At 70.9% G+C, this 6,800-nt stretch carries 7 protein-coding genes; all 7 read left to right on the plus strand.

The features are described 5' to 3' along the window. Positions 1–62 precede the first annotated feature (62 nt). Entirely contained in the window at positions 63–845 is a 783-nt protein-coding gene (locus tag BCF44_RS50680; protein ID WP_116181766.1) for a TauD/TfdA family dioxygenase, read from the plus strand. A 25-nt stretch (positions 846–870) separates the two neighbouring features. Further along, entirely contained in the window at positions 871–2,187 is a 1,317-nt protein-coding gene (locus tag BCF44_RS50685; RefSeq protein ID WP_116181767.1) for an MFS transporter, read from the plus strand. After that, positions 2,184–2,957 carry an SAM-dependent chlorinase/fluorinase gene (locus BCF44_RS50690; RefSeq protein WP_116181768.1) on the plus strand — a complete coding sequence of 258 codons (774 nt, stop codon included), beginning with the start codon at positions 2,184–2,186 and terminating at the stop codon, positions 2,955–2,957. The genes BCF44_RS50685 and BCF44_RS50690 overlap by 4 nt, the downstream gene beginning before the upstream one ends. Before the next feature lie 223 nt (positions 2,958–3,180). Then, a complete protein-coding gene (locus tag BCF44_RS50695) occupies positions 3,181–4,116 on the plus strand; it encodes an ACP S-malonyltransferase (RefSeq protein WP_116181788.1) in 936 nt (311 codons plus the stop codon). After that, a complete protein-coding gene (locus tag BCF44_RS50700) occupies positions 4,113–5,099 on the plus strand; it encodes a beta-ketoacyl-ACP synthase III (RefSeq protein WP_116181769.1) in 987 nt (328 codons plus the stop codon). Before BCF44_RS50695 ends, BCF44_RS50700 begins: the two co-directional genes overlap by 4 nt. A gap of 67 nt (positions 5,100–5,166) precedes the next feature. After that, a complete protein-coding gene (locus BCF44_RS50705) occupies positions 5,167–5,406 on the plus strand; it encodes an acyl carrier protein (protein WP_116181770.1) in 240 nt (79 codons plus the stop codon). Between the two features lie 38 nt (positions 5,407–5,444). Continuing rightward, entirely contained in the window at positions 5,445–6,677 is a 1,233-nt protein-coding gene (locus tag BCF44_RS50710) for a beta-ketoacyl-[acyl-carrier-protein] synthase family protein (protein WP_116181771.1), read from the plus strand. The last annotated feature ends 123 nt before the right edge of the window (positions 6,678–6,800 follow it).

The following is a 6,800-nucleotide window of genomic DNA, read 5'->3' on the forward strand; positions in this document are numbered from 1 at the left end:
CTCGCTTCTCCGAGCCCCAACCCGTGATCTAACGTCGTTTCAGGTCACGGAGGGGACACCACATGGAGACGAGGAAACCCTTTACTGCCACACTCGATCCGGCCGATATCCGAATAGAAGCCGACGAGTTGCGAATTGCCGTTCCGGACGCCGCGATGACGGTTTTCGATACTTACGGCGCGGTCATCGTGGAACTGCCGACACCGCCGACACCGGAAGATCTGGTGTCGCTGGAGAAATCGCTGGGACCGTTGTGGCGGCACGCCCGTTCCGAGGAGAACGGGATCGCCGTCATCGAGGCCACCGGCGGCGACACCGGTTTCCTGGGCACGATGTCCGACGAGCACCCGCCGCACACCGACGGCGCCTACAGCGAGGTCGGGCCGGCGATCGTGCTGCTGTCGTGCGAGCACGCCGAGGCCGTCGGCGGCGAGTCCGTACTGGTCAGCGCGGCCGCAGTGCACGAGAAACTGCCGGCCGGCCACCGCGCGAGGCTGTACGAGCCGGACGCCGTCACGATCACCCGCAACGGCGCCACCGCCCGGCACGCCGTGTTCGCCGAGCAGGACGGCCTGGTGCGCGTGCGCTACCGGCAGGACAATCACTCCAGCACCGAATCGAGCTGTTCCGAGGCATTGGCGGCGATGACCGCCGCGGTGCTCGATCCGGCCAGTCAATTCGTCACCACCTTGCGCCGCGGCGATGTGCTCATCGTGGACAACCACGCCGTGCTGCACGGCCGCCGCGCATTCGACCGCACCTCGGGACGGCGCCGCATGCTGCGCCTGAATTTCAACGGAGGCGGCAATCAAGACGTCAGATCTGGTTTCCGTCCGGCCGGCTGACCAACGCTTCGGCCTCATCGTCTGCATGACCGCCGGTTTCATGGCGCTGTTGGACGTCAGCATCGTCAATGTCGCCATTCCCGCGTTGCAGGGTGAATTCGGCGCGTCGTCGGCGGACATCTCCTGGGTCGCCGCCGGCTTCGCGCTCACCTTCGGCGTCGCTCTGGTGCCGGCGGGCCGGCTCGGCGACGAACGCGGCCGCCGCCGGATGCTGCTGATCGGGCTGGCCGCCTTCACGGCGACCAGCGCCCTGTGCGGCCTCGCGCCGACGCCGGGCTGGCTGGTGGTCGCGCGGCTGCTGCAGGGCGCGGCCTGCGGCCTGATGAATCCGCAGGTCATCGGCATGATCCAGCAGCTGTTCCCCGGCGACTCCCGCGCCAGGGCCCTCGGCCTGTACGGCGGCGTGGTGGCGGTGTCGACGGCGGTCGGCCCGGTCGTCGGCGGCCTGCTCCTCCAGTGGGCCGACTGGCGCGGGGTGTTCTTCGTCAACGTGCCGATCGGCGTTGCCGCGCTGGTCGTGGGAAAGAACCTGCTCCCCCGAGATCCCACGGACCGGCCGCGCCGATCGCTCGACCTGGTGGGCGCGGCGCTGCTGGGCACCGCCGTGTTCACCGTGATGTACATGCTGATCGAGGCCGACCACTGGTGGCTGCTCACGGTCGCCGCGGCCCTGACAACGGCGTTCCTCGCCTGGGAACGCCGCTACGAGGGCCAGCCGCTGGTCGATCTCCAGCTGCTCGGAGACCGCGGCTACGCCACGGGAATCGTGCTGGCACTGCTCTACTACGCCGGCTACACCGGGATCTTCCTGGTGATCACCCTGTTCCTCCAGCAGGGCCTGCACTACACCCCGTTGCAGTCGGGCCTGTCGATGACGCCGATCGCCATCGGCAGCGCGATCACCGCGACGTACTCGGGACGCCTGGTTTTCCGGCTGGGTCGCACGCTGATCCTCACCGGCGTCCTCACCACCGCCGCCGGCATCGCCCTCGCGGCGCTGCTGATCGGCGACCACACCGAGCTCCTGCCCGCGGCACTGCTGGTCACCGGCCTCGGCAGCGGCCTGGTGTTCTCCCCCAACCAGGCGCTCGCGTTGCGCGGTGTCCCGCCGCAGGACGGCAGCACCGCCGGCGCTGTTCTCCAGACGTGCCAACGCATCGGCACCGCGATCGGCACCGCGCTGGCCGGCTCGCTGCTGTTCGGCGAGCTGGCCCGCACCGACGACTTCCGACCCGCCGCCGCGCTCGGGCTCTGGGGCTCGGCGCTGACGCTCGCGCTGGCGGCACTCGCCGGGGGATTCACCCGGCGTGGCAGACATCTCCGACGAGAAGAGGAATCATGACCACCCACATCGTGCCCGTCACCGACTGCGTGGACATCGCCGCCAACGAGCTGCGGGCCACCCTGCTGACCGCCACCCAGGGCCGCGACGTCGCCGTCGAGCCGTTCGTGCCGGTGCTGCCGGCGTACTCCGCGCTCAACGGGACGTTCGCGATGCGACTGCTGGCCGAGAGCTACCCGGACGGCACCGTGTTCCTGTCCACGATCAGCCCGTTCAAGATCCGCCCGAAGGCGGTGCTGGGCCGGACCCTGAAGAAGGACATGGTGTTCATCGGCCGCAACACCGGCGTGTTCGACTGGATCACCCGGGACCTGGGCATCGCCGAGCTGTACGACATCAGCGGCCAGTACGGCGAGGGCGGCGGCTTCGTGTCCTTCGCCGGCAAGTACGTCACCGCGCCGCTGGCCGCCCGCGTCGCGGCCGGGGCGGACCTGGGCGACCTCGGCGAGCCGATGGACCCGGCCGACCTGGTCCGCTTCGACCCGGCGCCGGGCACGATCGTGCACATCGACAACTTCGGCACCGCCAAGTTCACCGGCGACCTGCCGTCCACCGAGGACGGCGCGCGCTACCTGGTGACTGTGGGCGAGACCGTGATCGAGGCGGTGTACGCGCACCGGATGATGAGCCTGGACGACGGCGCCTGGGTGCTGTTCCCCGGCAGCTCCCTGGGCATGTACGAGCTCGGCCGGGTGCGGCGGTACGGTCTGGACCCGCACCGGACCACCGTCGGCGACGTGCTGCGCATCGAGCAGATCACCGGCGTGTGACGGGGACCGCTTCAGTGGTGAAAGGACCATTCCTCTCCTCCGGTGAGAGGAATGGTCCTTTCCCGACGTGGGGGCGTGAGCAGCGCCTCATCGCCCGTGTCGGACAGGCTCGACAACCCAGCTGGCCGCTCAACGGTCATATTCCGGCAACCATTTGGAGGGTTCCTACAACGCAGGCGATCGGACTTCGTTCGTGGCGACATCCCGGGACGCCGCCGGGACCGTGTTCAGTGATCGGGTGATCGCGCTCCTAGCCCCCGGACAGGGCTCCCAGGCCCCAGGCATGCTCGCCCCGTGGCTCGAACTCGACGGTGTCGAGGAGCTGGTCGCCGGCTGGTCGGACGCCGTCGGGCTGGACCTGAAGCGCCTGGGCACGACCGCCGACGCCGAGGAGATCAAGGACACCGCCATCACCCAGCCGCTGATCGTGGCGGCGTCGCTGGTGGCGTTCCGCGAGTTGCAGCGCCGGGTCACGGTGCCGACCGCGGCCCCGGTCGCGGGCCACTCCATCGGCGAGCTGGCCGCGGCGGCGGTCGCCGGCGTGCTCGCGATGGACGACGCGGTGGCGCTGGCCGCGGTGCGCGGCCGCGCGATGGCCGACGCCTGCGCGCTGGAGCCGACCGGCATGGCCGCGGTGATGGGCGGCGAGGCCGACGAGCTGCTGGCCCGGCTCGACGAGTACGGCCTGGTGCCGGCCAACCGCAACGGCGCCGGGCAGACCGTCGCCGCCGGTTCGCTGGACGCGCTCCAGAAGCTGGCCGACGAGCGCCCCGCCGGCACCAAGGTGATCATGCTGAAGGTGGCGGGCGCCTTCCACACCCACTACATGGAGCCGGCGCGGGAGACGCTGCGGGACAAGGCCGCCGGCGTCGCCACCGCCGACCCGACACACCCGCTGCTGTCCAATGCAGACGGTTCCGTGGTGACCAGCGGCTCGGAGATGCTGGGCCGCCTGGTCGCCCAGGTCACCCTCCCGGTGCGCTGGGACCTGTGCATGGACACGCTGGCCCGGTCCGGCGTGACGACCACCATCGAACTGGCCCCGGGCGGCGCCCTGACCGGCCTGGTCAAGCGACAGCTCAAGGGCGTCGTGACCACGCCGATCGCGATCAAGACCCCGGCGGACCTGGACAAGGCAGTGGAGGCGGTGTCCGCATGAGCGAGCGTCCCAAGCTGATCGGCCGCACCGGCCCCGCCGGCACGCGCCTGCTGGGCTTCGGCAGCGCGCAGGGCAATCGGGTCGTCACCAACGACGACATCGCGGCCAGCGGCGTGGACACCAACGACGAGTGGATCCGCCAGCGGGTCGGCATCATCGAGCGCCGGCTCGCCGACCCCGACCAGTCCCTGGTGGACATGGCCGTGGAGGCCGGGTCCAAGGCGCTGGCCGACTCGGGCGTGTCGCCCGAGGAGATCGACACCGTGCTGGTGGCGACCTGCACCATGCCCGGCAACATCCCCAACGCCGCCGCGCAGACCGCCGACCGGATCGGCGTCCGCTCGCCGGCCGCGTTCGACCTGAACGCCGCGTGCGCCGGCTTCCCGTACTCGCTGACCGTGGCCAGCGACCTGATCCGCGGCGGCAGCGCCAACAAGGTGCTGGTGATCGGCGCGGAGCGGTTCACCGACTGGGTGGACTGGCAGGACCGGGCCAACTGCATCATCTTCGCCGACGGCGCGGGCGCCTGTGTGGTCGGCGGGTCCGACGAGCAGCTGATCGCGCCGGCCGTGCTGGGCAGCTCCGGCGACCTGGTGGACATGATCGGCCTGACCCCGGCCGGCCACATCTTCCAGGAGGGCCAGTCGGTCTTCCGCTGGGCCACCACCCAGATCGCGCCGATCGCCGAGCGCGCGGTGGAGGCCGCCGGCATCAAGCTGTCCGACATCGACGTGCTGGTGCCGCACCAGGCCAACCTGCGCATCGTCGAGCACATCGGCAAGCGGCTGCGGGCCAAGGGCGCGCGCGAGGACATGGTCGTCGCCGACGACATCACGCACTCCGGCAACACCTCGTCCGCCTCGATCCCGATGGCCATCGACCACATGCGGGCGGCCGGCCGGATCGCCAGCGGGGACGTGATGCTGCTGGTCGGCTTCGGCGCCGGCCTGTCCTACTCCGGCCAGGTGGCCGTCTGCCCGTGAGCGGGCCCAGAGCTTTCCGACGGGGCGAACCGTCCCCGCCGGGGAATCACTAGGAAAGGAAACACAGGTGGACAACGAGGAGATCCGCACCGGTCTGGCCGAGATCGTCGAAGAGGTCGCGGGTGTCGCCGTCGACGACGTGACGGTGGACAAGTCCTTCGTCGACGACCTGGACATCGACTCGCTGTCCATGGTGGAGATCGCCGTGCAGGCCGAGGACAAGTTCGGCGTGAAGATCCCGGACGACGAGCTGGCCAACCTGAAGACGGTCGGCGACGCGGTGAACTACATCGCCCGCAACGCCTGATCCTGCCGTAGCGAACTGAAGGTTAGAGCGGAGGCGAAGTGAGCTCTGTCGACGTCGTCGTCACCGGTGTCGGCGCGACGACCCCTCTGGGCGGGGACGTCGCGTCCACCTGGGACGGCCTGCTCGCCGGCCGCAGCGGGGTGTCGACCCTGGACGCGGACTGGGTGCACAAGTACGAGCTGCCGGTGCAGATCGCCGCGCAGCTCAAGGTCGACCCGACCGAGATCCTGCCCAGGGTCGAGGCCCGGCGGCTGGACCGCAGCGAGCAGGTCGCCATGGTGGCGTCCCGGCAGGCTTACTCCGACGCCGGCCTCGACGAGGACGCCGTCGACCCGGAGCGGCTCGCGGTGATCATCGGCACCGGCATCGGCGGCGCGCTGACCCTGCTGGCGCAGGACGACCTGCTGGAGACGGCGGGTCTGCGCAAGGTGTCGCCGCTGACCGTGCCGATGCTGATGCCCAACGGCCCGGCCGCGCACGTCGGGCTGTGGGCCAAGGCGCGCGCCGGGGTGCACGCCCCGGTGTCGGCCTGCGCGTCGGGCGCCGAGGCGATCGCCTGGGGATACCGGATGATCCGCAGCGGCGAGGCCGACGTGATCATCGCCGGCGGCGCCGAGGCGTGCATCACCGGCATCACCATGGCCGGCTTCGCGCAGGCGCGGACGATGTCCACCCGCAACGACGCGCCGGAGCGGGCCTCCCGGCCGTTCGACGGCGAGCGCGACGGCTTCGTGCTCGGCGAGGGCGCCGGCGTCGTGGTGCTGGAGCGGGCCGACCACGCGAAGGCCCGCGGCGCCAAGGTGTACGGCCGGCTCGCCGGCATCGGCACCAGCTCCGACGCGCACCACATCACCGCGCCCGACCCGGAGGGCGAGGGCCAGCGCCGCGCCATCCAGGCCGCCATGCGCAGCGGCGAGCTGACCGCCGAGGACATCGGCCACGTCAACTGCCACGCCACGTCGACCCCGGTCGGCGACACGATCGAGTCGATCGCCATCCACCGGGCGATCGGCGACCACCCGCTGCTGACGGCGGCCAAGGGCTCGCTCGGGCACCTGCTGGGGGCGTCCGGCGCGGTGGCGGCGATCGCGACGGTGCTGTCGGTGCGGGACGGCGTCATCCCGCCGACCGCGAACCTGGAGAACCCGGACCCGGCCGTGCTGCACGAGGTCGTCGCCGGCCAGCCGCGCAAGGTCGACCTGAAGGCCGCGATCACCGACTCGTTCGGCTTCGGCGGCCACAACGTCGCCCTGGCCTTCACGAAGGCCTGATCCGCTCTTTTTCATGCAGGGAAGGACGGGCGGTTTCACGTGGTCGTTGCAACGGGTGACTGCCCGGACAGTACCCGCGTCAGGCTCTGGGCCGGTGTCAGCCAGCCCAGGGTCTGACGCGGA

Origin of the sequence: Kutzneria buriramensis, from assembly GCF_003387475.1 — a bacterium.
Taxonomy (GTDB): Bacteria; Actinomycetota; Actinomycetes; order Mycobacteriales; family Pseudonocardiaceae; genus Kutzneria; species Kutzneria buriramensis.